Source organism: Paenibacillus sp. IITD108, from assembly GCF_036541265.1.
Lineage (GTDB): Bacteria > Bacillota > Bacilli > Paenibacillales > Paenibacillaceae > Pristimantibacillus.
Genome location: NZ_JAZHCT010000004.1, coordinates 86,311 through 111,914, shown reverse-complemented (window position 1 = coordinate 111,914; position 25,604 = coordinate 86,311). Strand labels below are relative to the sequence as shown.

Genomic DNA, 25,604 nt, shown 5'->3' with positions numbered 1-25,604 from the left:
CGGGCCCGCTTTTTTATTGAATACAATAGAGGCTATCATAGAGGAACGCGCATGAGGAGGTGAGCCGTTAGCAATGGGGGCAAAGGAAACAAGCAACGCAAAGTCTGCTGCAGAGAGTATTGCCGAAGGGGGACTTATGTCCGTTTTTGATCACTTAGGCGAGCTTCGCAAAAGATTAATTTATATTATTGTTGTATTGGTGCTCGGGCTTGTTATTGGCTTGCTGCTCGCACAGCCGATGTACAAATTTTTAATGAGCCAGGATCCTGCCAACACGATTTCACTTCATACCTTCTCACTATGGGACGGTATTAGCATGTATATGAAATTCGCGTTTATTATTGCGCTAATCATAACATTGCCATTTACAGTCTATCAGCTATGGTCTTTCGTTAAACCAGCTTTAAGGGAGAATGAGCAGCGCTCAACGCTTAAATACGTGCCACTTGCATTATTTATGCTTTTGATCGGCTTGGCATTTTCGTATTTTGTCGTTTTTCCGCTGGCATTTAACTTTACCCGTATGGTCGCAGGCCAGCTGGAGCTGGAGGAAACATTCGGTATAGCCCAATATTTTTCATTTATGTTCAATATCATCATTCCAATTTCCTTATTGTTTGAGCTGCCTTTAGCCATTATGTTTTTAACGGCGATTCGCATAGTTAATCCGATTAGATTGCGTAAAATGAGAAGAATTGCTTATTTTGTAATGGTGTTCATAGGCGTGACCATTACACCGCCAGATATTATATCGGACATTTTGGTCGCCATCCCGCTAATCTTATTGTATGAACTAAGCGTATGGCTGTCCGGCATGATCTACAAAAAGCAGCTGGAAGCTGATAAACGCTGGGAAGAAGAGTTTGATCGAACGGCTGGGAGCTAGGTTAGACAGTAGTAAGTGAGTGCGGTAAAAATAAGTCAGATAGAAGCTAAGCCAAAAACGGAGAAGATCGCCAACCGCCATGATCATCAGGCAGGGGAGGCGATCTTTTTATGTATTGCCTGCTTTGCGTATGCTTTTTGAGGCTAACTGTATTTCATGTAGTTAGTTTTAGGTGATTTAGCTTTTTTATGATACTAAGGGGAAAACTCGGGTTGTTGGAAAAGCTCTGCAGCAGCTTAATAGCCCGGATAACAGACCTAAAGCGGTAAGCGGGAAACCATCGATTCGTTGTAGTATTTAATATCCGAGCAAAAGTCGTAATGCCAGCTGTTTAGAATTGTAACGGAACTGAGAGGCTCTATTTAACAATAAAAAGGTGTTTTAAAACTGTAACGGAACTGTGGAGCGCTATAGGTGATCTTTTCCCCGTTTAGGTAGTGATTTTGAGTAAATAAAGTCTCTCAGTTCCTTTAGATTTTAGAATAAGCTGATTTCCGTACAATAGCGTGTCTAAGGAGGGTGTCGATTAATTGCGATAGGGCAACAAGCAATCGAAAGGGATGCTACTACGATCAAGTTTGGGATTCCGACCGCTGTTGTAGTCCGATTTTTTTGATTAAACAACTCCTGTAAAGGATAAAGTTGGCCTACAAAGGCGGACGCTGCCGCTTCTCCATTCCCAATCTTGCTCTTCGTTCCCCTTTCTTATTACTTATCAATAGTTGCCAACAATTAATCGACACCCACCTAAGTTCTAATGTGGGTTATACCACCTGACCATTTCGTTTACTTAATTTTTTTTTATACAGCTGCAAGTTTCTATCCACTGCGAACATAAATTTGTTCTATAATTTTTTAGAATGTTTAGCGAAACGCAGCATACTTATGTACGAGGCTTGCGTATGGACACAAATTATTGGCGCAATGTTGTGAAAATTAGACTGTAGGACTTGAAATTACATACAAAAATGAGTATTATAAAAATGATTGTTAGCACTACACGCTTACGAGTGCTAACAGAATGAACATAAGCTATATTTTAGAAGGAGGCTATTTTCAATGATCAAACCTTTGGGTGAACGCGTACTAATCGAACCAATCGCGAAAGAAGAAACAACTGCAAGCGGTATTGTATTGCCAGATACAGCAAAAGAAAAGCCGCAAGAAGGTAAAGTTGTAGCCGTTGGCAGCGGTACGCTAAAGGACGGCGTGCGTGTTGCATTGGAAGTAAAAGAAGGCGATCGCGTTCTATTCTCCAAATATGCGGGAACAGAAATCAAGTATGAAGGCAAAGAATACTTGATTATGAAAGAAAGCGACATACACGCAATTTTCGGCTAAGACCGTCTAACGATACTTAATAATTAAAATCAGGAGGTTAACGATAATGGCTAAAGATATTAAATTTAGTGAAGACGCTCGCCAGGCAATGCTGCGCGGTGTTGAAGCTCTGACAAATGCAGTTAAAGTTACGCTTGGTCCTAAAGGACGCAACGTAGTTCTTGAGAAAAAATTCGGCAGCCCGCTCATTACTAATGACGGTGTGTCTATTGCTAAAGAAATCGAACTAGAGGATGCATTCGAAAACATGGGTGCTCAGCTAGTTAAAGAAGTTGCTACAAAAACTAACGATGTTGCTGGCGACGGTACAACTACTGCTACTGTTTTGGCTGGCTCCATGATTCGTGAAGGCTTGAAGAACGTTACTGCAGGCGCAAACCCTATGGTTATCCGCAAAGGTATCGAAAAAGCAGTTAAAGCAGCTCTTGTTGAGCTGAAAGCTATTTCCAAGCCAATCGAAGGCCACCAATCGATCGCTCAGGTTGCTGCTATTTCTTCTGGTGACGATACAGTTGGACAATTGATTGCTGAAGCTATGGAAAAAGTAGGCAACGACGGCGTTATAACAGTTGAAGAGTCCAAAGGCTTCGAAACTGAGCTTGAAGTTGTAGAAGGTATGCAATTCGACCGCGGCTACATTTCTCCATACATGATTACTGATACTGACAAAATGGAAGCGGTACTTGATAACCCGTACATTTTGATTACAGATAAAAAAATTACGAACATCCAAGAAATCTTACCTGTGCTTGAAAAGGTTGTTCAATCCGGCAAGCAGCTTCTAATCATTGCTGAAGACGTTGAAGGCGAAGCGCAAGCAACTCTTGTTGTGAACAAATTGCGCGGAACATTCACTTGCGTAGCAGTTAAAGCTCCTGGATTTGGCGATCGCCGCAAAGCAATGCTTCAAGATATCGCAGCTCTAACTGGCGGTCAAGTGATTACAGAAGAGCTTGGTCTTGACCTGAAATCAACTGACGTTTCTCAGCTTGGTTCCGCACGTCAAGTTCGTATTACAAAAGAAAACACAATTATTGTTGACGGCAGCGGCGACAAAGCTGATATTACAGCTCGCGTTAAGCAAATCCGTACACAATTAGAAGAAACAACTTCTGATTTCGACCGTGAAAAATTGCAAGAGCGTCTAGCTAAGCTAGCTGGCGGCGTTGCGGTAATCAAGGTTGGTGCGGCAACTGAAACTGAGCTTAAAGAGCGTAAGCTTCGTATTGAAGATGCTCTTAACTCTACTCGTGCTGCTGTTGAAGAAGGTATCGTATCCGGCGGTGGTACAGCTCTAATTAACATTTATGCTGCAGTTAAAGCAGTTGACGCTTCTGGCGACGAAAAAACAGGCGTGAACATCGTTCTTCGTTCTCTAGAAGAGCCAGTTCGCACAATCGCAGCTAACGCTGGCGAAGAAGGATCTGTCATCGTTGACCGTCTGAAAAAAGAACAGCTTGGTATCGGCTATAACGCTGCTACTGGCGAGTGGGTAAACATGATTGATGCAGGTATCGTTGACCCTGCTAAGGTTACTCGTTCCGCTCTTCAAAACGCAGCATCTGTTGCAGCTATGTTCTTGACAACAGAAGCGGTTATCGCTGACAAGCCAGAGAAAAACGCTCCTGCAATGCCTGATATGGGCGGCATGGGTGGAATGGGCGGCATGATGTAATCAAGGCTGTAAAGCCTTGTGAGGCAAGGGTTTCTCTTCGGAGAAACCTGGATTGCCCACATTGTGTAAAATGAAGACACCTTAGAGTGATGGAAATCGCTCCAAGGTGTCTTCTGTTATTTAAGAAAGTGAGGAGGTCTTGCTTTGGAGATTAAGCATCTTGAGCAATTTTTTGAATACGTAACTACGCCGAATATTGAGGTGTATAATGAGTTTAGCCTTCAGCACGAATTAGGTATTTTTTGAGAACGACATTCCCACAATATAAAGTACAGTTTGAACGGAATGTTTCGTATTTTGGGATTAGTCATACAGTAAAGAAGGAAATTGATATAAGTATTGTAAGTGGCAAGGATAGATTCGCTGTCGAGTTAAAATATCCGACGAATGGCCAGTATCCTGAGCAGTTGTATTCATTTGTTAAGGATATTAAATTTATGGAGCAACTAAAGGAACAGGGGTTTTCAAAAACGTTTACTATGGTTCTGGTAAAGGATCGCCCATTTTATGAAGGCAAGGACAATTCGGGCATATATGATTACTTTAGAGGAAGCAAGGTAGTTCAGGGAAGGATTTATAAACCAACAGGACAACTAAAGAATAGCGATTTTATTGATGTGGCTGGGGTGCATCGAATTGATTGGAGGTTATTGGATGATAGGAGGAGGTACTTCATTGTAGAAATATAAATTCTGCCCTAAACTTGCTAGGACAGAATTTATATTATACACCTCTCATCAACTCACTGAATTTTTGGGACGCTTCTTTTTTCATCGTTTTGGTGACATGAAGATAAACGCGCTTTGTGATCTCGTCGTCCTGGTGTCCTAATCTTTCCATAATCTCATGAATGCCGACTCCAGCCTCAGCAAGCAACGATGTATGCGTGTGACGCAATGAGTGAGGGGTTAATGCCTCGTTCAAGCCAGCGAGTCGTAGGAGCCTTCTCATGCGGTTCTGGATCGTTTTAATGAACTCAGGATAGCCCATATCTTTCCCTGTTTTGGCAAATACAAAATCTTGATCGTAATACACATCTCGATGGAGCATCTTAAGCTCATTTTGACGACCTTTCAGCTTCTCTAGCTCTTTAAATACCAGTGGATCTAGCTCGATGGTTCGTTTCGATGTGCTTGTCTTAGGTGTCAGCAAATGAAACTCAGTTGCCCGATTTGTAGGATTGTAATATGTCTTTGTTACGGACAACGTGTGTTCCTTAAAGTCGAAATCCTTCCACTTCAATGCACAGAGTTCACCGACTCGAAGTCCACTATAAGCAAGGGTCAGGAAGATTACATAGTCATTCGTTAATCCCTTCTTTTTCGCTGTTTGAAGAAGTTGCGTTAGCTCATGTTTTTCAAGGTATTTTATCTCATTTTCCTCCGCTTCAATTTGTTCAACTGTCTTTTGGGGGCGAGGCAACTTTGCATATTGCGTTGGATCGTTTTTGATGATTTCTAACTCAATTGCCTTGGTAAATAGCATTCGTCCTGTAGAATGAACGCCGGCAATCGTATTTAAAGCAAAGCCGCGCTCATACAAGTCTAGCAGGGCATTTTGATAAGCTTTTCGAGTAATGTTTTTCACCTGATGATTTTGAAAATAATCGAGCAATCGAGATGCTTCATGCTTTCGAACACGTATGGTACTAATTTTAACTGTAGTTTCATAAGGTTTCAGCCATTCATCAACTAAAGTAGAAAATAGCATTTCTTTTTCCGCTATATAGGTTCCTTCCATAAGCTCTGTATGCATCGCCGCACACGCAGCTTGAGCCTCCTTCTTAGTCTTAAAGCCACCCATTTGTCTTTGGATTCGTTTGCCCGTTAATGGATCTCGACCGATATCAAGGGTGAAAGACCAGGTCGCATCACAAGTACAGCGTTTTCCGGCGCACTTACAACCACGTTTTCTAAAGTAGCCTTTCATAAATAATCATCCTTTCTAAAAAGTGTAGAGATGGCAAAAGCCATCTCTACGTAGAAGATTCCGTTATGCTGATATCGCATTGGCATTCGCACGCTTGGAATCTAGCCATTTGAAGAAGTCGTCTCTGTATACGACTTTTCTACAGTTGATGACGAGTAACGGGAAATCGGGGGCTTTAGCAATTTCGTAAGCAGTTGAGCGTGAGACACCTAAAATTTCTTGCACGTTCTTGATTTGTAGAATTAACGGATAGTCCAATTTGTTCATAGATCGTAATCCTCCCATGTCGTCGTAGATTGATTGCTTGAAGAGCGACTGTGTAAAGCTCGGAGTCCCATATTGCTAATCCCTCTGCAAGATCAAACTCGTAACCATTCCAAAGGTTTAGCCCAAGTCGAACAAGCGCGTTTGTTTGCCCTGTTAACGGCGATGCATTACCGTTAATTAAGTTGCTGGGACCATTCTCTGCTAAGGATGCTAAATGCTCAAAATACCAGTCAAATGGACCATCTATTTGGTGTTCGAGCGAAAAGCACTTGAAGATTTCAGGGTGAGATGCAATGTAACAGGTTGATGCGTACTCTTGATTTATGCAACCAAATTTTTCAATGCAGCGCATAAAGTTAATTTTGTGCTGATTGTCGGTATAGAACATTGTCTCTTCGATTATCTGTCTCATTTACACACCTCGATTCATTATGCTATATACATAATGTATATTTATTGGCCGGAGTATTGCGCTTAGCGGCGTTGAGACTTGATTTGTGACAGCTTCTTTGAATTGTACTTATCAAAAGCACTCACGATATCAGGGCCGAATCCATAGAGAAGCTTAAGCCGAAGGAAAATTTGAGTTTTCACACTTGAAGCAAGCTCTATTGGAATTCGTACGCCATCGCTAATTGTTAGGTCGGATTCTTCCATATTTTCGCAGTCCGCAAATGACCGTCTTACCTTGGCGTGGAAATCCATGTGATCGAAAGATGTTTTCGTAAACGAAGTCATAAATTTGTATAAGTCGTCCGTCACTTGCTCCAGAGTTATAAAATTTTTCATATCTTATCTCCCCCAGCTTGTTTTTTCTTAAGGCGCTTGAGTTCCTTATGAGCTTCAGGGTGCCCATATTCTCGAGCCTTTTTTAAGTGGGACTTTGCCTTGGTGTCATTTGCCTTGAATATCGTACCGGACGAATAATGTGTTCCTAGTGAAAAATGAGCATCTACAAGTCCGGCCTCCGCAGCCAATTTCAATAGTTTTTTTCCCTTTTTTTGCGTTTTTTCTTCCTCTAAGTACAACTCGGCTAATTTGAATTGGGCTAAAGGGAAATCTCCGCATTTATCAAGCCATCTCATTGCTTTTTTAATATCGTCTTCACGATCATTCGTAATCCCCCGAATGTAGCTTTCAGCTAACCAGACGGCAGCCCAGGGGTTTCCTTCCTCGGCTTCATCACGCAACCGTTCGAGTGATTTACGATCATCCGAGTTGCAGTAGTAGGTATAAGCTACAACGATTTGCTCATGAATTGTGGGTGTATTTTTCTTGTAAACTTGAACTTGATTCATATACATTCCTCTTTTCTGGTTTATTGGGGTACCCTCCCGGATATATTGGGTACGATAAAGCCTTGATGTATCGGCGTGCTAACCAACTTGCCAAGATGCCAAGGTTAATGTGGAATTATCAAATAGTAAGGATATTATTCTTCTTCATCCCACAATCTAAAGGCATCCAAATCCAGCCGAATTACACTTACCCTCTGGCCATTCACTTTAATACGAACCGTTTTTGTGCCGTCCTTATTGTTATCAGGCTTTAATATTCCGCGCATAAATAAGCGGTCGATTAACGATCTTTTGGATACTGGAAATTCGATTCCTAGTCTGCCATAAAAGCTTCGAACTTCGCTGTATGCCAAATCAGGAAGAAGGTAGAGATTGCTAAAATCCCGGTAACCGATCAGTGATTTGTTCTCAGGAGCATCAACAATTCTATTTTGTCTTCCTTCAACCGTAATCTCTGGAATATGCGCACGATTAGAAGTTATGAGCTGTGCAAATGCATGGATAAACATATCTACTTCGTTGTTTCTCTTCAGATACAGGTTTTGATCTTGTATCCACTGCAGAAGCATGGATCTGTTCTCATCCATTCTAAGATCGAAATCGTAGAGCGTAAGAAAGCCCATCTGTAACCCATACTTCATAAAGCCGTTAAAAGAGGCATCTAACCATGATGCCGTTGTAATAAGACGGCCGTGCGAATCGGGATGCGCAGTCGCAAAAAAATCTTTGCTTGTTAAAAATGCTTGCTTTAGGTGTTCCACAAACTTTTCGAAATCTTCCGTAATCGCTTGCAGGTAGAATTTTATTGCTGTCGGGAAGCAGGTCCGATTTCTTTGGGCTGCAGTTAGTTTTTCAAGGTTAATGTCTTCTTTTCGAACTTGGATCATAAAGCATCTAGCCAAGGAGGAGAGGCTTTTAAAAACATTATCTTCAGCTGTTATCGCAGCTAATCCGCCGGGCTTCATATGCACCGCTTTGTTTTTAGACTCCATTTTCTGACGACCTACGGAATCTCCATATGCCCTAACGATGTTTTCCAACTTTTTCTCTGTTTCATGCCTTTCAGTGGAACTGATTGATGGTGCAATATCATCGATCAGGATTACTGTATCGCGCATGGTTACCATCATTTGTTCCATTGCGGGTCCTGTCGCCTTAAAATTGATTGGGACGGCATCGGCGTATTGCTCGTACATATTGAAAAATACCTTTGATATGCTTGTTTTCCGGCTTCCGCTTTCACCAAACTGATAGTATACAAAGTCCGGCTTATAGCTCCAGTCTTTAAAAACAGAGTTCATTAAACTTAGAAGCATAAATGAAAGAGCAGTATTACTTATTTCTATGGGTGCGATTGGAAGCATGGTGTTGAGAACAAATTTAAATGCACTTTTTTCCGAAATATCGGCGGTCTTTAAATGAAATTCCTTTAGCGAATCATTGATAATAACATGGTCTGTGTAATGTTTCCCAATAATATTCGTGCCAGTGACATATATGCTTTGCCCGTTTGAATCCTTAATCCAACCCAGGTTACAATACTCGTCGACATAGGGGACGAACTCGTTGATACGACAAATAATGTCCTGAATATATTGTGCTGCATTCGAAATGTTTGGTGATATCCATACTTTGAACCCCCATTTTTCACGAATCCATTTCATGGATGAAAATTCTGTTGGACTTAAAATGACCGGTTCCAACAAAACCATATTCCTAATGCCCATTATGTGGATTTTGCGACTTATCCCGCCGGATCGATGTTGACGAATTTCTCCGCAAGGAAGAAAGAGGGTATCGGTTAGTAATTGAAATTTTCTGCTGTCGCCCTCACCTACTGCGACTTCAATTCCTCGCTGGCTGAATCGGTACTCAGGATAACTGCCGCTGAGGCAATCCGTAAGAAGTTCAACAGCATCCGATTCACATAGGGAGGAGGGATCAAGTCGCCAACGTGTAAACAGATCAAAAGAATTTTTACGCATTAAACTTTGCTGGTGCACTGTAACATCACGTCCTAATCTTTTCGTTTTTATTAAGTTGTCAAAGAGCCGACTTCTAAATAGATAACCTGCACATCATGCCGAAGATTGCTGTCCTTTTGCTGACATTCACGTTACCTCCCTTCCGCATTTGGTAATTTTGATTCTACTGGACTCACGAGCTCGTTATTAATAACCGTTTAGGAGCCAATTTATTGGTGCCCAAAATGGTAATAGCCCCTTCGTTAGAAAATATAAAAAAACCAAGTTCAGTATGGAACTGGACTTGGTCATAGGCATGATTCTTAATCTTTTTTTGTTTTCCGAACTTTATCAAAGGTTCGCAAAAATGAATTTAAGAATGTTTCTTTACGAAAGATGGGGCCAATTTCCGCTTCGCAATGTTTGACAAGATTTTCGGAAATTATGTAGGAGTTAAGAATCCCCATGAGTAAGGGCTCATTTCGAAACTCTTCAGTAATCGGATTGTCATAAAGTTCATTCCTTATCCACGATTCAGCATGTTTCTTAGACATAGGCAATTGAGTCTTTAGCTGAAACGATTTTAATTTAGTCTTATATATGATCGGCGCGACTAAATCGAAAATTACTTGTTGATTAGACGACAGATGATCCTCATTACTGGTGACGGGAAAAGAGATGTTATTGTAAGGTGCGTCAACGCGGAAGACCTGCTTTAATAAATAGTACGTATACATTTCCATGATCGGAAATGTAAATTGCGATAGCAGATAAAGGCTCTTAGTCATGTATTCGATGGAATCGTTCTGTTGATATTCGCTATATTTATTCAAGAGACGGTCGCCCAAGATTCTTTTTACCTCGTATTGATTCCGCCAAGCGTTTTTGTTTTTTTCTCTGCCTGATTGAACAATTCCTTTATCCTCATATTGAGTTTGTTGAAAGTAATGGTCAGCAAACTCAAACAAGTTGGGAGCAATGGTTTCGCTATGCGTTAGAAGGACTTTTATATACTCATTCCTAGAAAATACATTAGGAAGCAATCCCAATAAAACTATTGGCTTAATGAAATTAATGTTTTGGATCTGAGGGGTGCTTTCGACATGCGCTGCAATATGCTTTAATAGATCAAAGTTATAATTGGACTCAATTGTGTATCTCGAAACCGTACCGGAAAACCCTTCTTCTACTGATTCGTTCAATATCGCAACGAGATCACGAACGTTTTTATAGTTCGCAGATACCTGCGAGTATAAGGGATTGATGGCCCTAGACTGGATCGTTCGGGCAAAAAGGTTCTCTTGAAATGTAGGGAACAGAATTGGATCTGGACGTAAGTCGCCTGCTTTTTTTGAAGGTATGAAGTAGTTATCGCCATAGCATTTGTTTATTGCGTTTAATTGTTGATAAGGTTTGGACACATTCTTATCCTGTCCCTGATCCTTCAATAATCGATATAAACTAACGCTATCGTCAGTACCAAGTTTGTTCTCGAAGTCCATTCTCATCCGAATGTTTAAGTATAGGTGATCCGTTACGCTCTTACGAAAGAAAGTCATCTTGTTTTGTTGCGTGAATGCTTCAAGCACCTGAAAGGGGACAAATGGGAGGCACTCGTAATAAACGAAATCGACGATTTGGTTAATCGTTGGATTGTTTAGCATTCCTTGTTCTTTATCCGTTGTAAAGTCAGTTAAACCCAGCTGGTCGATAAGTTCTTTAATTCGATCAAGATTGAATATCTTAAACCCGTAAATAATGATCACTCCTTCTTGTCGGCCCACAACTTTATTTCCTGAGCGACTTCAGGAGTTAATACCTTATGGGCGATTCCTAAGCGAATGGTTTCTTCTATCCAATGAGAATCTTTTGAATAAGCCTTAATATAATTCAAATCAGCGTATGCTTGGTCAAGTTCGTTCCGAGTAAAGTAAAACAGTGCGCGGTATATATAACTAGATGGACCCAAACCAGAAACATATTCGTACGATTCGAAGTAGTCCTGCACATTTTCCGCAGACGCGACGTCCGACTTAAATCGAATAAAGAAAACGGCAGCTCGTAGATCCGGTATTTGCTGAAGAAAAGGGGATATCGTATCTTTTTTTGCAAGTTCGATAATCTGTGAATCGTAATCATCTTTGTATTCATCTGAGAAGTATATTAATTGTATCAGGGCGAACAAGTCTGCATATGGCTGCGTAGTAACTGTAGCCTTTTTTGATGAATAAGCGGAGCAAACTATCCTAATGAGGTAGTCACTCTCCGAATAATCCCCACGAGTCAATTTCTCTCCTGCCTGTACGTACGCCCCCAAACTTTTCCGGAATAAACCCAGTCTGTCTTCGACTTGCTTCTTTATTCTATCTATGTTGTCATCGAGAATTAGCTCATCCCGGTACTGCTCTTCTAACTCGAGAATCTCCCGAATTGTAACCTCGCCATCTAGTGGAGCCATTCCTTTCAAACGATCAAAAAAATTTTTGATATGGTGATCTGTAAATAACTTTGGGTAATCGTTCATGTATTAATCATCTTCAATCCTTTCAGTCTTTTTTTGCTCTTTCTAATAATATAGTCCGTGACAGCACTTCGCTGTATACGATGTGAATTTTTAACCTTGAATGACTCTATTTCTCCAGAATTCACCAAACTATAAGCGGTATTCATTCCAATCTGAAGAAGATCAGCTAGCTGGGGAATAGTCAAAATCTCATTGTAATCATCATACATTTTTTTCACCGACCTAACAGTAGTATTTGTTAGTCTACTGTTGATTAAATCACTTTATATTTCGTTATTTGACCTTATATTACTTTATAATCTCCATAACAGATTGTAAAGGATAAGCATAAAGGACAGTAAATAGATCAATCAGCACTGCTTATCCATATATTTGAGAATTAATTCACAAACTGACATTGAGATTGGTCAAGCAAATTGAGAGGAAGGAGCTTGATATATATGTATATATATTCCCTATAATAACTAAGTCAATTTTCTATTGTATGCAATACATTTCTGTGTTGTAACGAGTAGATTGTAAATTACAAAACTGTAGAAAGTACATCACTATTACATTTAAAAGAAGGAGTGCTACTATGTATCATACTGCACTTTTATTCCAGCCTATACACGCACTTGATTTTCCTAAAGTATCGTCTTATCTAGCAGCCCTATCTAAAGAAAAGAAATCCAGGCATTTTCCTGATACATTATGTCCCGATTTGCATATCTACCCTTTATACGATAAATATGGAATCATTATTATGCTACGTCGCACAAGGCTAAAAGATTCAAATCGAGCAAATTCAAATGGACGAGGTGTTGAAGTCGACAGCCAAGGTATTTATTATCATGCAATTGAAATACGATTAAACCCAAAGGTACTTATTCAAGAAAACGAATATGTGAAGGTTGCAAGAGCAAGTGACTACAATGATATCCGGGGTCAGTTTAAGAAGGTGTTAAAGCCAATTCAGAAGCTATTTGAGGGGAATCCAAGTCATGAAATATATCGATTTAACGAGTTATCTGAATATCAAGTTAAAAGATTTGATTATTGTATTAATATTCGGACCGAACTACATGAAGTCTATATGGGATTAATTAAAAGAGCTGACGTTCCTGCTCGATTTATAGTTATGAGTGAACTTGATGAGAAGACTGGAAGAAGAAAAAGTTACGACCAAAGCTTTTATCTCCAGACCAAGAAGCATTCAGTAGGTATTAATTTTTACAATAAACAATATCAAATGTATAAAGATTTTGAAGACTATGAGAGGCTCGAAGATGCTTGTAATATTATTCGTCTTGAGATCCAGTGTTTAGCTGGAAAGACTAATAGTATGAAGCAAAAACATGAGTGGAAATATCGAGATTTTATAAATTTTGCGAATGACGATATCTCGAGAAAAATGATCTATGATTACTACGAGAAAACAGTAGGATTCGAGGATTATTACACATTGGAAGAAGCCAAGAGACGTGTATTGTCATTTAAAGTCCATCGAAATAAAACCAAAGCAAAAATTGTTGAGGTGTTAGAGTTGGTGAATCAAAAACGCTCGATTCATAAAGCCAGATTAGAGTATAGCGACGAACTGTCGGATAAGAAGGCGGTAACAGAATTTAACTCTGTCATAAAAATAATAAAAAAAAGCGGCACAAACCCAGTAACCATTCCTGTAAATTGGGGATACAGCCATATTCCCAACTTGGTAGAAGAAATGGATAAGGAGTTTACGCAGCTATTGAGAGTTGTTTAATTAAATGTTCTTAAGGTAAAATGGGATTAGTCCAAAGTAGGAGAATGCAAATGCCCCTAAAGACGTGGTCTGTGTTTCATAATGGATGATGAAGCTGAAGCGCACAAAAATTTTCACCCGTTGATTTTTGCTATTTGCCTCCTGAATGATCTTTTCTGTTTCATATAACCCTTCATACTTCCAGTATCCGACACCCAATACTTCATTCAAGCGCTCTGTGATGGATTGACCTGAAAGATAACAACGATCTCCAAAGCTGTCGTAGTGATACTCGGATTAGGGGAATGGGGCGTTCAATTGCTGAAATAGACTTGATGCTTCATTGGCCATTCTTTGCTGCCTCCTTTTTGATGCTAAATTGCCGAAAATGGGTTGTTTTCAGACACATTCGGTAAACTTCAGGATGACGCTCCTTGAGCTGTTTGCTGTCTAATCCGGTTCGACTCTTATTTTCCCATTTCACCTTGTAAGTTTGAGCTATTCCGATTTCATGATTTCCCATAACAGATTTTATTCGATTCTCAAATTCAGTGATAGCTGACTCGAGAACCTTGAGCTGGTTCTTATTATCGAAATACGCTTCAATGTGCATGATCTCTTCCAGTGGAATGATGGTATTGTCCTCGGCTTTAGGGCAGAGTCGATTCAAAAGCTTTGTAGAAGCCTCAGAGCCGTCAAGAGGAGGGCAGTTGCTGACAAGTACATAATGATGCCAAAAATCATAAGCTATCCGTAGCAGCTGATTTATGAGCTCATCGTCACGCATAACCGCGTACTCCCTATATTTGTTACCGCCAATTAGTGTGGCGAAATAACCCCAATCTAGTCCTGTAACGAACATGTACCATTGTAGCTGAACGTAATAGTAGTCGGGAATATTGCCGTTGTCCCATTCATGACGCAGGTATTCACTAGCGGTTTTAATTTCCAAGATGCCACGGCCACGATTAGGACAAATAATCATACGATCCAGATTTCCGTAAGCCCAGCGATACTCTGGGTGGCAATAAATCACTTTCTTTTCTGTAATCGCCCACTCCGGATGCTCGCTAGCAAACTTACCAGCAATAAGTGGTTCAAGTCGGGTTCCCCATTCTGCGGCTTCATTGAATTGATCTTCAGGAGCTTCGCCAAGTTTTTCAAGGTAGACATGTACAGGTGTTCTCCACTTGGAAATACCGCAGATAGCAGCTAGGTCGGAACCACCGATGCCATTCCGACGATGATGGAGCCAAGTTTCGTGAGTTAGATTTTCAGTTTCAACTACAATATCAGCATGGAATTTTTGTGCCTTTGTCATAGTGAATCTATCCTCCTATAAATAAGCGAGGATTAATGTGATCGATCACATCAATCCTCGCTCCTTCAAACTTACGTAGGATGGATTACCTATAATGACATGATCCAAAACACTTATGCCAATCGTATTGCCAGTGTCTAAAAGCCTCTTCGTTATGACTATATCTTCTTCACTCGGTTCAGGATTGCCGCTAGGATGATTGTGAACACATATAATTGAAGCACTACTTCGTTTAATGGCTGGTCGAAACACTTCTCTGGGATGAACAATGCAAGCATTAAGCGAACCGATTGCTATGGTTTCCCAGCCAAGGACCATGTTTTTGGTATTCAGAAACATACAGACGAAATGTTCTTTGTTGAGATCTGTAAAGATTGGAGCCATGAGCTTATGAACATCTGTCGGTGATTTAATCTGATTAATAGGTTCAGAGGTTAAGGAGATTGTGCGGCCGATTCTAAGTGCGGTCACAATTTGCCGTGCTTTTGCCTTGCCAATTCCTTTGAGCGTAGTTAGCTCAGATTCATCAGCATGAAGTAAATCCTTCGGGGTGGGGAACATTGAAATGAGCTGTTCGACGACATAGCTGTCGGGGCTCTCATGGATGAGATTGCTGACTAATGTTTTATAGTCAGCGGACGGGTGATGGAGCATGGATTTATTCCTCCGTTCGTGGTATTGGGATGTAAAGGAAAAGAAAGATCCTAACACGGGAAGCGTATTCAGATCATAGAGCATACATATGAATGATAATCATGCAGTAGATAACAACATTTCATAGGCTTTATCGATTACAGCATTACCTTCAATGGTGCGGTTAAAGAGGTTCTCTTTAAAGGAAGCTGTCTCTCGCAATGGAGGCGCATGTGTGGCAAAGTCACTTACGGCGCAAATAAATCGATAGCCTGATTTATTAACGTGTGTTAGATCGGGAGCATCGAAGTATCTGATCTGTAGATCATTGCGTAGTTGCATGACATTTTTTTCTTGAAGTTTGGTCGCATTGTCTGACATAGGGAAGAGAAGCTCGATGTACTCCATGACCTTCTGATCCGATAGCTTGATGCGATTCAGGCGCTCCACTTCAGCACCTAGCTTATTCATATAGTGCTCAGCTAAGAGTATCGTTTTCTTCGCTTCACTAAGCTTAGACTTCACATCGCCTGTATGCATGGTCGTCCAGATTCTCTTTGCACTTGATAGCGCGAGATTCAATGTGTTCTGACATACCACTCGGATTGGTGTCATAGCGACTTTAATGCTGCCGCTGCCATCATGACTATTGGAGAAAACCATGTACGGACTGATGTGATCTCCCAGCACGATATATTGCTCTGGCAGTTTGGCTAGCAGCCAAACCTTCTTTCCGTTATGCAGACTCCCAGCGGTTTCATACCGCACACCTTCTCCAAGTAATTCATCGGTGAATTTGAATGCTTCATGATTCTGGACAATCGAATAGCGGTCAGTGACTACGCCAAGCACTCTGTGGTCGGTTTCTCGAATATTAGCCTTGTAGCCTGGGATGATCATATCATCCTGGGTTTTAATTGGTTTCTGAATCACTTTCCAATCTAACCCAGCGACTTGTAAAGCATCTTTTGAGCTGAGCGCATGCTCGACTCGATTGCCGAGTCCGTGCCATGGGGCTTCACGGGTGTAAAACATAGTTTCGATATTGTGTGCCATTTCAATCTTCTCCTTTAGAGTTGAAATTATAAAACACCTATGGCGTGTTACTGAAGTAAATAGAGAAATGACCGATGGCTTGGAATTGTCATCGGTCATTTCTCTATTCATGGATATAATATAGATTTGTGTTTTCTGGCTTTACGACAACACTTTTAGTGATTGTTAAGAATTCTACGAGATGCCTGTGTATATTCGTAATGAGGGCTATTTTCGATAATGAAGGGAGAAATTGATTTGGACGAACAACATCCGATTACGTTAGAAATCGAAGCAGAAAAAAATCCCTATTCTTATTTGCTATCCATTCCTGCTGAAGACTCCCGTTGGGAGAAATTCAAATGCTTTTGGCAACTGGAATCTCTTGACCCTGATTGGATATCAAACACGCGCATGCGAAAGCTGCGTTCTAAACAGATCTTGCTTGCCATTCTGAATGACCAATATTGCAAGAGTAATATTGAGATTACAGTTGATCATCAGGAAAGGATTATTACGTTCCGTTATCGCGATACGATAATCGGACAATTTCATCAAAGGATCATATCATTTATTCCTGTATATGCGGATGTCTATGAAGCTTCATATTCAACAATTGGACAGCGTAAGATTGCAAAGTCAGCTATTGAAGAAATTAGTAAAGCCATCTTTGGTGACCCCGCAGCAGCGAGGATTAGTTCGGCGTATAAAGAGTTTCTTGTGTTGCTCTTCAGTGCTGTACCGCGACAACCATCTGATTTATGGGTTTCAAGAGAGGCTTATGTCAATGCAATGAATGTAATCGAGGAAAAGTATAAATTGGAACCAGGAGATACGAATTTCTTGGAATGGAGGTTGACCTTGCTCGGTCGTTCACCAAGGCTAATAGATGACGAAGGGAGAAAATAAAATGAATTGTACCCAATGCAAAAAGGAAATGGATGAGAGATATATTATTGATGCCAAAGGAACGATATATTGTTCGGAAGACTGCATGGATCAGTACATGGAAGAGCGGGAGTCTTCTTATGATTCTCATCCATATGAGGATACATATTTAATTCTGCGACGGGGTTATATTGATCTACTAGATCATTGGGAGGATACATTGAACAAGGAAAAAATCAATCTTGAACTCTTGGTTGACGAGCTTTTAGAAGAAATAGATGAGTTGATCGATGATCATTCTGACTTTATTCGTGCTGAAGGAGACGACGGCCCATATGCTTGGGAAATCTATCAATATACGTTGAAGTTGAGGGAGCTTCAGAAGTATATTCTCGCATGGCGGCCAAATAGAAAAATGCTATACTGGGTTACAGGAATGGATACTAATTATGGAAGTTTGGATAAGAACCAAGAGGGAATTTACGATAAAATTTGCATGGACTTGTATTTGACCGGTTATGAGGATTTTATTCTCTATGTAATCAAGATTCATCAGCATCCCTATCACTGGGGATTGGATTATGTATTTGATAATCTGGATATGGCTAAAGAGGCGTATGAAATTTTAAAGCCGTTTTGTGATAAATATGGAGTTGAACTCTCAATTGTAGAATCTTATAAGTGTGAAGCCCATTGCGAGGATGTATTAGAGGCAGATGCTGACACTTATATCAATGGGTTTTTCTATTGTTATTCCTGTAGTGAGTCTCAAGAACGAGGAGTTTTTACGCTGCTAGAATTGAAGTCTGAACTTACTGGTATTGAAAAAAACAATGAAGAGCGCCAAGAAATAATCGAAGAGCGAAAAGATTGGGTGGCCCCGTTTAAGCGGAAAATTAAGCGATCTTGTAGAACGTATGGAATTGACACGCCGTCATGGGTTGAATAATATGTTGATTTCTTGTTTTTTTAATGAATACATCTACAGAATAACGAACGTTTAAATCAATGACAAGATTGAAGACATATGCCTTTTTTTAGTTTGTTACGTAGAAAGGGAGAGGGATAATTTCAATGGGAAAGGTGCCGCCAATTATGCGGCACCATGAACCGTTGTATATAGAGCTAAGCTCTTTTAAGTGTCAATCGTCCTATAGATCATTTGAAATTTGCAGTTTATCCTTAATTAATACCATCCGTCAATTGAGATGGACTAACTATTAAAAGCTTCGAAATTCCGACAATGTCCCCAACATGAATCATTTTCCGTAGTAATCCAGTGGATCTTTATCGCTATATATATAACCTGGTTATGTTTCTGCTGATTCTCTTTAACTAACATCTTCAAGCGTCTTATTGTTATCTTCCTTCTTTTGAACAGCGTCGAGTAGGGCGAGTTTATATTCAAAGGTAAATGAATCAATATCGTTTTCCACTGCGCCTCCATAGTAGATTAATACCATCTGTGAGTCCTTATGCCAGCTTACATCAGCACCAAGATTTTCAGTTACGAATCTTACAGGGATCATCGTTCTGCCTTTAATAATAACAGGCGGGACAGTCAGTGCTTTAGTAACTCCGTTAACAAGTGCAGTTTTACGATCAATCCATAATTCTATAGTATTTTTATTGAGCGTTATAGTAACTTTCTTTTCGGTACTATTCCAAGTTGTTGCACCGCCTAATTTGCTAATGATCGAAGCGATTGGTAGAAGCGTAGTGCCTTGACGAATAACAGGTGTGACATTATGATCATTGTCGTCGAAAAGATTTCCATCATCTGTAGTCAAAAGCCAAGGACTATTGATTTTCATTGCAAGTGTGATTGGATTAGCACCTGGAATAGTTGGTTCTTTAGGTTCCTCTGGTTTAGTTGTATCTTCCTCATCCCACGTGTACATGTTGAAAATCAGAACGTTGTCGTCCGGCCAGTATATCGTATCATTTTCGGGACCAACCACGATTTCTGATATGAAACTCAGCGGCACATAGATTCCATCACCCTCTACATACAGAGCTGCTTTTTCAAGCTTATAGACGTTGCCTGTTGATTCAAGGCAAGTTCCTGATTCATCTACTACGTATTCTGAAACTTCAGTTTTACCTTCAGTAATAGCATAACAACTACCTCTGAAAGTTACATATGAATGAGTTGATACAGTTTTAGTATCGTATTTGACGGTCTCTGTTCCACTTATGTCAAGAACGTTGAGTATTTTACCGATTGCAAACATTTCCGTTCCTTCTTTAACTACAGGGGAAGGAACATAACCCTCACTACGGCCTGACACCTCAACTTTCATTTTAGACAATACAGAAGAATCCAATAATTTCACTTTGCCTTGGACTAAAGTTACTAGATACTTTCCGTCTGGAGAAAAATTTACTAGATAAGGATTCACTGAATCACTTGATAATTCAATCAATTGTTTCTCAAATTGGTTTACCTTAAACACTTGATTTCCAATGATTGCAAAAGTACTATCAGCGTTAAATGAAACACTTCCACTTTGACCGATCTTGGCGATACGCTTATAGTCATTTTGCACATCGAATACAAGTGAACCATCTTGTCCGTTTTGACTATATGAAAGGATCAAATAATTCCCATCTGGGGAATAGGCCATATCAACAAAGTCACTATCCTTGGCGGGCCATTTAGGGAGGATATCACTAAAAGATTTTAAAATATCCCCTGTCTCAGCATCTCGGATTTGAAGAATGCCCGGTTTTCCAGATCCATAGTCTGCTTCATTTATGATAACAGCAAATTGTTTTTGTTTTGGGTGGAATCGGATAATGTCCGCATACTCATTAATCGACAACTTTAATATTTCTTTAGCAGACGCAAGATCAATGATCGAGATTTGTCCTCTTAAGCCAATAACGAGTGATTTGCCATCGTTTGAAAAGGCAAGGGAGTTCGCCATATTATCGTATCCAACCGAAATTCTTTTGTTTTCATTCCCTGACTGAGTATCATAGAATACGAGTTGTGATGATAACGAACTGAAAGGTGGACCTGCAGAAACAACAAGTTGCTTTCCATCTGGGCTAAAAGCGGCATCACGAACATACTGATACGATATATCAGTTATCTCTTTACTTTGACCGCTATTTAACCGCCAGATAAAGGCCTGTGTAGAATTACCCGCTGTAAATGCATAATTACTGTCCGGACTGACGAGTAAATGACTTGCATTTCCACCGACAAAAGTATTAGCGATTGGTAGATTGACTGGTGATTTTGCGTATACTGAACTACTAGCAAATAGAAAAAAGATAATAAATAAGAGAGTAAATAACAACTTTTTCATTTTCATGAGGCTATCACCTTTCTGTGTTATGGTTATATTGAATTGATTTGTTTGGAAAATGACTAGTCAAGATTAATTGATTCCATCATATCCCAAAACTCATCCAACAAATCATCATGCCGATCTTTAGAAATATCATTAATAACAAGATTTAGTCTTATTGCTTTAAAATTATTAAACACGATATAGTTTAAGTCTCGCATTAATCCATTCCTCATTGAATATGCAAATCCCTGATAACCACTTGTTAGATCAAGTTTTGTGAATGCATGGTATTCTCCGTCTGGATCATTTTCAAGATACCATTGCTCATCAAAACTGTACTGTTCTAGATACTCATTAAGCAAATCCGGATTACTGCTAATGAAATCGAAAGCTATTGAAATTTCTCCGATTTTATCTCTGTAAAGAATGGTATCACCCCAGGGTTCACTTGATGATTCTCCCCAGGATACTGGATAGAGAAGTGATGTTTGTGTATCTGGATCAACATATCTAATTTTATCTGTTTTTTCGGGATTATCTTGCTTTATTATGCCTTCTGTTACTTTTTTTGAGGATGCTTTCCCTTCCCAAAAGATTGCATTTGTAGTTGGTCCGTTCTTATCTACAGAATCAAATGTAATCAAGTGTTCGCCTATTTGATAGCTCAACGTCCATCCGCCTTCAAGATCGTTCTCACTTGGCGGATCAGTTTCACCTAAGATTTCTTGGATTTCATCAAATGTTTGACCAACCGTTACTCCTACAAATGAATAACCTACTGGAAAAGCTATTGATGCTATCTTTCCATATCCATTAGTTACTTGATCTGTGAAAAATATAATTCCTGGATACTTGAAAAAATATGCTCCTTCCCATACATCAATTGTTTCGGGTTCACCCATCAGCTCGACTATTTTGTCTGCATCATCACCAAGTGCTAGAGGAATACCGTCTATCTTGCCCTCATATAAACTATTAGGAAATGGAGAGACAGGCTTTAAAACCTCATGTTTTAGTGGTATTTCAAACGTAAATGGTGCTGTCCGTACTTCCCAATTATCACTGCTGCCTTCAAGCGTAACTGTGAAATTATCGCCGTCTATATTAATAGCTTCAAACACGATGATTCCTTTCGTTATTACGCCTGGCCGAATATTTGAACTATTAACCTCAGGATAATTTGCCTGGTAATTACTAACTCTCTCGAATTGTGTATTGCCTTGAATCAATGTAGAAGAGTAGGTATGGAAATCGATGGAGTTTGTTGACTCGTTTTTTATTGTGATGTAGATTCGAGTCTCCTGTTCGGTTAGTTCTACCTTGTCTACAGAAATTATGTATCCGTTCTGGTTCTGTTCCTGATCCATATTAATTGTCTTGATTGCAGGTGCAAATGCAGTTGCATAATCAGTTTTTGTAACTTTTTTTGCTATAATAGCTGGGGCTGTAATCTTTGCTCCGAAGGCATTTCTTCCTTCAAACATATCATGAACCTCTCCAACGATGTGAAGAATATCATCTTTTTGAATATCAATCGTAATGTCATCCAGTCTAATGATTGTATTTTTATGGTCATCATTTTGTGCATACACTTGGAAAGATTGATACTTAGCTGCTTTATCTGGTGATTGGAATACTCTTGCATAGAAGTCAACTTGATACCCCTTGTATGGCTTTGCATTTGTATAGAGTTGATCAAATTGTTCATCTGTCAATAATTCTTCGCGGCTTACTGTGCTGTTATTTATTGTGTTAGCAACTAATCCGATAACCACAAGTATTAGAATAGCTGCACCTGAAATCATCAATCCGATTTTTATTTTTCGGCTCAATTTGGCTGGCGTGCCATCTGGCATTAAAAATCCGATGCCGCTTAATAGTGATGTAATTGCCCCGATCATAGCGGCGATACCGATGTCTCCAGTCATCATACTTCCTAGTATTAGACCTAGTATCCCGTTCACAAGTTGTAAAATACCAACGATTCTCATTCGAGTCCTCCGGCTTGTTTGATCCTTTTCTCTTTTGAAGTTTTAATCAAGAATCCAATACCGGAGAGCAGAGCAGAAGTCGCTCCGATTATTGCTGCAATTCCGATATCGCCGTACATCATAGCTCCCATGGCAATACCAACCGTTCCCACGATTACAAGTAAAATCCCAATGATTTTCATCTAGCATTCCTCCAACGTTGTATTTTGTCTCGGGTAAATGCACACATAACAGATGCCTTCATAAATCCCTACGATTATCATTATTAATACACAATTGGTGATAATCTCAAGTGTATTAGAGCTTAGATCCTATAAGATGGTTTTTCTGTTTATAGTTCCAACTATCATTTTCATAAAGTTATATCAAGTCTCTACGTTCCCATTTGATATGGTGACCATCATCTAGCATGATGTCCAAACTATAATATATATTTCAACCATAGAGACTTACGCAATATGAATAAAACTTATCATGTGTAGGTTATGAAATATCTTGTACAAAGACCTGGCTATGATTTCGGCTAATAGAGTTATAAAATACCTGCTTTTAGGGTAGGCAAATTAATAGATTCTTAGGAATTTAGTTTTATTGAGATGATGGGTCGTTAAAGACAGCTGATATAACAGCATTCGTTATTATTTGATTTTGCGGTACATCATTGAAAGATAAAGCACCGGTCTCAAATGATCCGTCTTCATTTACAACAAATTGTAGTCTTGCTTTTACATTTGTGTCCTCATACATCATAAATCCTGTAAATTCCACAACTTGCTCGCCTGTATCAGCCTCAAAATGCTTCCAAGTAGGGCTACCAAAAAGCTATCAAATGCTACTTCCAATGTTCGTTCAGGATAATCAATAAAGTGTCCATTTTTAACTGATAACACATACGGATTGCTACTAGAAGCGATATTCGCAGTTGTATCGCCTATAGCGGTACTGATATCATTAATTGTCCTCCGTACCACATGCCGTAAGTACAAATAACATCACTACAATAAGAACGCGAAATTTGATGAATCTTATATCACTCCCTAATATTTTGTCGATTTGCAGCAAATATCCATCTTAGGAAATAGTTCTATTGCACCAATTATATACAAAGGATGAAATATAGTAAACACAAAAAAGCTTATAGTATCACTTTAAAAAGCTAATAGTTTATTATGTTAATCTCCCCAATTCACTAATGTTTAGTTGAGGGGAGGGATTTAAGTGGTTTATGAGAAACTTGGAAAGCGAATTCGAGAAGAACGACTAAAATTGAATCTCACACAAGAAAAATTAGCGGAGAAAGTAGATGTATCCGAAGCTTACATTGGTCAAATTGAAAGAGGAGAGAGGTCTATGTCTCTCGATACATTGATTAAATTATCAAATAAATTGGGTGTTACTGTTGATTTCCTTCTAAGTGATTCTGTTGATTTCAAAGAGGATCAATTTTTAGGACAATTAAGACAGATCATGTTGAATCGTTCAACTAATGAGAAACAAATGACTTTAGATATTATTAAAGTGATGTTTTCACATTTGGATAATTCCCGCTTGAGATAATGAAAGCAGGTTAGGCATAACCCGATTTAACGGCCAGAGTTAGTCTGACCGTTAATATAATAAGAGTGGTGGTTGATCAAGCGCTTGTAGTTTTGTTTTTCTCATGTATTTTCTTATGGAGAAAATTGATCAATTGCTGCTCTGTAAAATTTTCTTGTAGTTTTTTTAGAGTACCAGTCCTCGAATCCATCAAGCCTTCCAGCGAGTTCCTACCATGCCGCTTTAATTTGGTTTTGTATTGCGTTTCCTTCATTTTCTAGGTGTTCAAGTATAGATACTCTCTCAAATTGAATAGTACTCATGAATTGCACAGCGACAGATTAATCGTCTTGAATGGGAAATAGTAAAAGGATTAGTGTGCTTCACATTAATCCTCATTGTTTAAAACTGACGTATTCTTTATGACCGATGACGATATGATCTAGCACATCAATACCGATGGTTCTACTTGCCTCAATTAAGCGCTTCGTAAATTGCGACATCCTCATCACTCGGATTGGGATTGCCACTTGGATGATCTCTTTTGACGTCATTCTCACTAGGTGATATTATTTTTATACAGTAAATGATATCATCTAGTGAAGGGACGGGAGGCTTGGTGAAAAAGTTTCTTCTACGCATGACGGCAGACAAGTTCCAAACGTTATCGGAACTTGCCGAGATATCTCGAACGCCGAGTCTCAACCATTACATTAACGAAGTGCTTGAAGATCATATTACGCGAAAGAAAGGAAGGAGGAGCAAAATGGAGAAAGTCGATATCGGGGAACTGAAGGTAAGCGAGGTTAGGGAAGCGGTGACCGTTACCCAGCGCAAGTGGTATATGAAGATGCTGAGCAAGTACAATGTGTACTTTTTTTCCCCATCGAAAACGGTGACGCCAATGATGTACATTTACTTTTATGGCGACTCAAGTTGCTCACCAGCCAGATGCATCAGCCATGTTGGGAAGGTTAGCCACATTTACAGGAACGTTCAGGAAGATGAGATTCGGCATTTGCCGGAACTTAAGGCGTTGATGGCAGACCCGGAGTTTGCTGACCAGATCGATTCGTGGAAAAAGCACGGAACTTACCAGATCGCCGTTCTTTCGGAATTAGGGAAGCTAGCAAATCCGATTTTGCTGACAGAAAGTTACGTCAACCATCCAAAAATTATTGTAAATCGGACATCCTCAATCGTGAAAGGCTTTACTGCACACAAAATGGATGACTTATTTAGGACAGTGGATGGAGGTCACACGGATGAGGAAGACGCCAATTAAACCCTT

General features: G+C 39.6%; 25 protein-coding genes. 9 read left to right on the top strand and 16 right to left on the bottom strand.

Annotated elements, in window-relative coordinates:
• Positions 1–73: 73 nt before the first annotated feature.
• From tatC to V1L65_RS04835, 4 genes are all read left to right on the top strand, one after another.
• Positions 74–886: a twin-arginine translocase subunit TatC gene (gene tatC / locus V1L65_RS04850; RefSeq protein WP_442955669.1), complete on the top strand. Its 813-nt coding sequence runs from the start codon at positions 74–76 to the stop codon at positions 884–886.
• A gap of 1,059 nt (positions 887–1,945) precedes the next feature.
• Entirely contained in the window at positions 1,946–2,227 is a 282-nt protein-coding gene (gene groES / locus V1L65_RS04845) for a co-chaperone GroES (RefSeq protein ID WP_028609403.1), read from the top strand.
• A gap of 46 nt (positions 2,228–2,273) precedes the next feature.
• The gene (groL, locus tag V1L65_RS04840) at positions 2,274–3,902 is read left to right on the top strand and encodes a chaperonin GroEL (RefSeq protein ID WP_331697948.1); all 1,629 of its coding nucleotides are present in this window, start codon (positions 2,274–2,276) and stop codon (positions 3,900–3,902) included.
• 242 nt (positions 3,903–4,144) lie between these two features.
• Entirely contained in the window at positions 4,145–4,591 is a 447-nt protein-coding gene (locus V1L65_RS04835; RefSeq protein WP_331697947.1) for a hypothetical protein, read from the top strand.
• A gap of 34 nt (positions 4,592–4,625) precedes the next feature.
• Here the strand turns inward: V1L65_RS04835 and V1L65_RS04830 are convergent, their stop codons facing one another.
• From V1L65_RS04830 to V1L65_RS04795, 8 genes are all read right to left on the bottom strand, one after another.
• A complete protein-coding gene (locus V1L65_RS04830; RefSeq protein WP_331697946.1) occupies positions 4,626–5,831 on the bottom strand; it encodes a site-specific integrase in 1,206 nt (401 codons plus the stop codon).
• Positions 5,832–5,894: 63 nt separating this feature from the next.
• Positions 5,895–6,098 carry a helix-turn-helix transcriptional regulator gene (locus V1L65_RS04825; protein WP_331697945.1) on the bottom strand — a complete coding sequence of 68 codons (204 nt, stop codon included), beginning with the start codon at positions 6,096–6,098 and terminating at the stop codon, positions 5,895–5,897.
• A gap of 474 nt (positions 6,099–6,572) precedes the next feature.
• Positions 6,573–6,887 carry a hypothetical protein gene (locus V1L65_RS04820; protein WP_331697944.1) on the bottom strand — a complete coding sequence of 105 codons (315 nt, stop codon included), beginning with the start codon at positions 6,885–6,887 and terminating at the stop codon, positions 6,573–6,575.
• Positions 6,884–7,396 carry a tetratricopeptide repeat protein gene (locus V1L65_RS04815; RefSeq protein ID WP_331697943.1) on the bottom strand — a complete coding sequence of 171 codons (513 nt, stop codon included), beginning with the start codon at positions 7,394–7,396 and terminating at the stop codon, positions 6,884–6,886. The genes V1L65_RS04820 and V1L65_RS04815 overlap by 4 nt, the downstream gene beginning before the upstream one ends.
• A gap of 134 nt (positions 7,397–7,530) precedes the next feature.
• Positions 7,531–9,381 (bottom strand): hypothetical protein, encoded by a 1,851-nt coding sequence (locus V1L65_RS04810; protein WP_331697942.1) that lies wholly within the window; start codon positions 9,379–9,381, stop codon positions 7,531–7,533.
• A gap of 302 nt (positions 9,382–9,683) precedes the next feature.
• Positions 9,684–11,144: a hypothetical protein gene (locus V1L65_RS04805; protein ID WP_331697941.1), complete on the bottom strand. Its 1,461-nt coding sequence runs from the start codon at positions 11,142–11,144 to the stop codon at positions 9,684–9,686.
• Positions 11,123–11,884 carry a hypothetical protein gene (locus V1L65_RS04800; RefSeq protein WP_331697940.1) on the bottom strand — a complete coding sequence of 254 codons (762 nt, stop codon included), beginning with the start codon at positions 11,882–11,884 and terminating at the stop codon, positions 11,123–11,125. The genes V1L65_RS04805 and V1L65_RS04800 overlap by 22 nt, the downstream gene beginning before the upstream one ends.
• Positions 11,881–12,093, bottom strand: coding sequence for a helix-turn-helix domain-containing protein (locus V1L65_RS04795; RefSeq protein ID WP_331697939.1), 213 nt, complete (start codon positions 12,091–12,093; stop codon positions 11,881–11,883). The genes V1L65_RS04800 and V1L65_RS04795 overlap by 4 nt, the downstream gene beginning before the upstream one ends.
• A gap of 368 nt (positions 12,094–12,461) precedes the next feature.
• Here V1L65_RS04795 and V1L65_RS04790 point away from each other — a divergent pair, with 368 nt between their 5' ends.
• A complete protein-coding gene (locus V1L65_RS04790; protein WP_331697938.1) occupies positions 12,462–13,628 on the top strand; it encodes a hypothetical protein in 1,167 nt (388 codons plus the stop codon).
• Between the two features lie 319 nt (positions 13,629–13,947).
• Here the strand turns inward: V1L65_RS04790 and V1L65_RS04785 are convergent, their stop codons facing one another.
• The 3 genes from V1L65_RS04785 to V1L65_RS04775 form a co-directional block, all read right to left on the bottom strand.
• The gene (locus V1L65_RS04785) at positions 13,948–14,928 is read right to left on the bottom strand and encodes a YqaJ viral recombinase family nuclease (protein WP_331697937.1); all 981 of its coding nucleotides are present in this window, start codon (positions 14,926–14,928) and stop codon (positions 13,948–13,950) included.
• Positions 14,929–14,973: 45 nt separating this feature from the next.
• Positions 14,974–15,582: a RadC family protein gene (radC, locus tag V1L65_RS04780; protein ID WP_331697936.1), complete on the bottom strand. Its 609-nt coding sequence runs from the start codon at positions 15,580–15,582 to the stop codon at positions 14,974–14,976.
• Positions 15,583–15,681: 99 nt separating this feature from the next.
• On the bottom strand, positions 15,682–16,617 hold the full coding sequence (locus V1L65_RS04775) for a DUF932 domain-containing protein (protein WP_331697935.1): 936 nt from the start codon (positions 16,615–16,617) through the stop codon (positions 15,682–15,684).
• Positions 16,618–16,836: 219 nt separating this feature from the next.
• On the opposite strand from V1L65_RS04775, the gene V1L65_RS04770 reads away from it, so the two are divergent.
• Both V1L65_RS04770 and V1L65_RS04765 read left to right on the top strand, forming a co-directional pair.
• Positions 16,837–17,505, top strand: a complete 669-nt coding sequence (locus V1L65_RS04770) for a hypothetical protein (RefSeq protein ID WP_331697934.1) — start codon at positions 16,837–16,839, stop codon at positions 17,503–17,505.
• Between the two features lies 1 nt (position 17,506).
• On the top strand, positions 17,507–18,433 hold the full coding sequence (locus V1L65_RS04765) for a hypothetical protein (RefSeq protein ID WP_331697933.1): 927 nt from the start codon (positions 17,507–17,509) through the stop codon (positions 18,431–18,433).
• A 382-nt stretch (positions 18,434–18,815) separates the two neighbouring features.
• Here V1L65_RS04765 and V1L65_RS04760 read toward each other — a convergent pair whose 3' ends face one another.
• From V1L65_RS04760 to V1L65_RS04745, 4 genes are all read right to left on the bottom strand, one after another.
• Positions 18,816–20,807 (bottom strand): stalk domain-containing protein, encoded by a 1,992-nt coding sequence (locus V1L65_RS04760; protein WP_331697932.1) that lies wholly within the window; start codon positions 20,805–20,807, stop codon positions 18,816–18,818.
• Between the two features lie 56 nt (positions 20,808–20,863).
• Positions 20,864–22,777 (bottom strand): hypothetical protein, encoded by a 1,914-nt coding sequence (locus V1L65_RS04755; RefSeq protein WP_331697931.1) that lies wholly within the window; start codon positions 22,775–22,777, stop codon positions 20,864–20,866.
• Positions 22,774–22,959 carry a hypothetical protein gene (locus V1L65_RS04750; protein WP_331697930.1) on the bottom strand — a complete coding sequence of 62 codons (186 nt, stop codon included), beginning with the start codon at positions 22,957–22,959 and terminating at the stop codon, positions 22,774–22,776. The genes V1L65_RS04755 and V1L65_RS04750 overlap by 4 nt, the downstream gene beginning before the upstream one ends.
• Positions 22,960–23,365: 406 nt before the next feature.
• Positions 23,366–23,545 (bottom strand): hypothetical protein, encoded by a 180-nt coding sequence (locus V1L65_RS04745; RefSeq protein WP_331697929.1) that lies wholly within the window; start codon positions 23,543–23,545, stop codon positions 23,366–23,368.
• 450 nt (positions 23,546–23,995) lie between these two features.
• On the opposite strand from V1L65_RS04745, the gene V1L65_RS04740 reads away from it, so the two are divergent.
• Positions 23,996–24,334, top strand: a complete 339-nt coding sequence (locus tag V1L65_RS04740) for a helix-turn-helix domain-containing protein (RefSeq protein ID WP_331697928.1) — start codon at positions 23,996–23,998, stop codon at positions 24,332–24,334.
• Positions 24,335–24,708: 374 nt separating this feature from the next.
• Here the strand turns inward: V1L65_RS04740 and V1L65_RS04735 are convergent, their stop codons facing one another.
• Complete coding sequence (locus V1L65_RS04735) at positions 24,709–24,816, bottom strand: JAB domain-containing protein (protein WP_331698081.1); 108 nt, start codon at positions 24,814–24,816, stop codon at positions 24,709–24,711.
• An 83-nt stretch (positions 24,817–24,899) separates the two neighbouring features.
• Between V1L65_RS04735 and V1L65_RS04730 the strand changes: the two genes are divergently transcribed.
• Positions 24,900–25,598 (top strand): hypothetical protein, encoded by a 699-nt coding sequence (locus tag V1L65_RS04730; RefSeq protein ID WP_331697927.1) that lies wholly within the window; start codon positions 24,900–24,902, stop codon positions 25,596–25,598.
• Positions 25,599–25,604: the final 6 nt, after the last annotated feature.

Coding starts and splice junctions, on each gene's coding strand:
- tatC (WP_442955669.1), top strand. CDS start 74: ATGGGGGCAAAGGAAACAAGCAACGCAAAGTCTGCTGCAGAGAGTATT.
- groES (WP_028609403.1), top strand. CDS start 1,946: ATGATCAAACCTTTGGGTGAACGCGTACTAATCGAACCAATCGCGAAA.
- groL (WP_331697948.1), top strand. CDS start 2,274: ATGGCTAAAGATATTAAATTTAGTGAAGACGCTCGCCAGGCAATGCTG.
- V1L65_RS04830 (WP_331697946.1), bottom strand. CDS start 5,831: ATGAAAGGCTACTTTAGAAAACGTGGTTGTAAGTGCGCCGGAAAACGC.
- V1L65_RS04825 (WP_331697945.1), bottom strand. CDS start 6,098: ATGAACAAATTGGACTATCCGTTAATTCTACAAATCAAGAACGTGCAA.
- V1L65_RS04820 (WP_331697944.1), bottom strand. CDS start 6,887: ATGAAAAATTTTATAACTCTGGAGCAAGTGACGGACGACTTATACAAA.
- V1L65_RS04815 (WP_331697943.1), bottom strand. CDS start 7,396: ATGAATCAAGTTCAAGTTTACAAGAAAAATACACCCACAATTCATGAG.
- V1L65_RS04810 (WP_331697942.1), bottom strand. CDS start 9,381: ATGCGTAAAAATTCTTTTGATCTGTTTACACGTTGGCGACTTGATCCC.
- V1L65_RS04800 (WP_331697940.1), bottom strand. CDS start 11,884: ATGAACGATTACCCAAAGTTATTTACAGATCACCATATCAAAAATTTT.
- V1L65_RS04795 (WP_331697939.1), bottom strand. CDS start 12,093: ATGTATGATGATTACAATGAGATTTTGACTATTCCCCAGCTAGCTGAT.
- V1L65_RS04790 (WP_331697938.1), top strand. CDS start 12,462: ATGTATCATACTGCACTTTTATTCCAGCCTATACACGCACTTGATTTT.
- V1L65_RS04785 (WP_331697937.1), bottom strand. CDS start 14,928: ATGACAAAGGCACAAAAATTCCATGCTGATATTGTAGTTGAAACTGAA.
- radC (WP_331697936.1), bottom strand. CDS start 15,582: ATGCTCCATCACCCGTCCGCTGACTATAAAACATTAGTCAGCAATCTC.
- V1L65_RS04775 (WP_331697935.1), bottom strand. CDS start 16,617: ATGGCACACAATATCGAAACTATGTTTTACACCCGTGAAGCCCCATGG.
- V1L65_RS04770 (WP_331697934.1), top strand. CDS start 16,837: ATGAAGGGAGAAATTGATTTGGACGAACAACATCCGATTACGTTAGAA.
- V1L65_RS04765 (WP_331697933.1), top strand. CDS start 17,507: ATGAATTGTACCCAATGCAAAAAGGAAATGGATGAGAGATATATTATT.
- V1L65_RS04760 (WP_331697932.1), bottom strand. CDS start 20,807: ATGAAAATGAAAAAGTTGTTATTTACTCTCTTATTTATTATCTTTTTT.
- V1L65_RS04755 (WP_331697931.1), bottom strand. CDS start 22,777: ATGAGAATCGTTGGTATTTTACAACTTGTGAACGGGATACTAGGTCTA.
- V1L65_RS04750 (WP_331697930.1), bottom strand. CDS start 22,959: ATGAAAATCATTGGGATTTTACTTGTAATCGTGGGAACGGTTGGTATT.
- V1L65_RS04735 (WP_331698081.1), bottom strand. CDS start 24,816: ATGTCGCAATTTACGAAGCGCTTAATTGAGGCAAGTAGAACCATCGGT.
- V1L65_RS04730 (WP_331697927.1), top strand. CDS start 24,900: ATGATATCATCTAGTGAAGGGACGGGAGGCTTGGTGAAAAAGTTTCTT.